This window comes from Planococcus sp. CAU13 (assembly GCF_000775575.1).
In the GTDB taxonomy this organism is placed as follows: domain Bacteria; phylum Bacillota; class Bacilli; order Bacillales_A; family Planococcaceae; genus Planococcus.
In genome coordinates, this window is record NZ_JRGN01000081.1 from 1 (window position 1) to 1,611 (window position 1,611).

The following is a 1,611-nucleotide window of genomic DNA, read 5'->3' on the forward strand; positions in this document are numbered from 1 at the left end:
GCTCCCCGCGGAAACATACTAACATTAGTAGCACAGACCACGGCCATGGTCTGTGCTACTATTTTTTTGTAGAAGTGAAGTGAAGTCGTGCGGACGCGTGGATCCCTGAATCCGAACCAGGAAACCGACTCGCTTCACACCCTTATCCGAATCAGGTTAGTATGTTGGGTCCCCAGAGACCGTATAAGAAAATGGAATCGATAAGGCACTGTGAAGGCTTCTATGACAACAGAACAGGAGGAAAAAAGGATGAAGTACGTCATTGCGTTTGACGTTAGTATGGGAAAAAGCACCATGGTGGTCTATGACCACAAGCACCAGTGCCACTATGAAGGGGAACTGGAACACTCACAAGCCGGCTTTCGCGGGCTGAAGGCACGAATTCATGCATTACGGGAACAGACGGGAGAGCTGCCGGCGGTGGTTTTCGAGGCCACCGGTGTCTATTCACAACCGCTCGAGCGATTTCTTCAAGAAAACAGCTATCCCTATAGCCGGCTGAACCCGCTGGAAGCGAAACTGCAGACCGCCGCCATGCGCCGGCAGAAGACGGACATCAGCGATGCCCATGAGCTGGCCAAATCCCATTTCAGGGTCAGCCGCCAGGCGACTTACATACAGTCGGATTATTACGAACAGATGCGGGCACTCGGGCGTTACGGCGAGGACATCGAAAAAGAGATTTCGCAAACCAACAACCGGCTGCACGCGTTTCTGCAGATGAGCTTCCCACTTGTGGAAAAGGTTTTCACCCGGAATTCCGCTCTTTTTCTGAATATCGTCCAATTGTTTCCCCATCCCGCCTACCTCGATGAGGTGTCCAGGGAAACCCTATTCGCCCAGATCAAAGGGGCGACCCGCAAGCGGATGGCTGCACAGGAAATCGAAAAGAAAGCGTCGCTGCTTCTCGCCGCTGCGGTAAACAGCTATCCGTCTATCGGACCGGAAGATGTGCGCTGCCAGCACCTGAAGACTTACGCAAAACGCCTATTGGCCCTGCGCACCCAGAAAAAAGAAGTGATCAGACAGATGGTGGTCCTGTCGCAAGACCGGTTGGAGTTCCAGGTGCTCAAATCATTTCCGGGAATCGGTGATCAAACGGCTGTCCAGGTTATCAGCGAACTGGGTGACATCCGCCGCTTTCAAAATGCCAAGCAGATCAATGCGTATATCGGCATCGATATCCGCCGCCATCAATCGGGTAAGCTACACTACCAAGACAAAATCAACAAGCGCGGAAACAGACGGCTGCGGACCATCCTGTTTTTTATGGTGATGACCATGATTGCTCAACGTAAAAAAGCAAAAAACACCATCGTCGACCATTACGACCAATTAAAAAAGCAACCCAATGGAAAGCCCCATCAGGTTGCGGTGATCGCCTGTGTGAATAAGTTTGTGAAAGTCGCATTTCACCTTATCCGCCACGGCCTTCTCTTTCATTACGAATCCGGCAAGGCTTCGTAAACACATTTCCCTTTTACTATAGCACAGACAACCTGGTGAAAAAAATAGGAACCGCCAGGTTTTTTTGGCATGCGCATTTTGGCATGTCCAGATGGCTTGAAGTGCAGGCGCACAACTCCTGCGGAATAGCGAGACGACCGAGAC

1 protein-coding gene is annotated in these 1,611 nt (G+C 51.3%); it reads left to right on the top strand.

Annotated features, from left to right (window positions below; genetic code table 11):
* The first annotated feature begins 249 nt into the window (after positions 1-249).
* A complete protein-coding gene (locus KW93_RS03630; RefSeq protein ID WP_033541610.1) occupies positions 250-1,467 on the top strand; it encodes an IS110 family transposase in 1,218 nt (405 codons plus the stop codon).
* Positions 1,468-1,611: the final 144 nt, after the last annotated feature.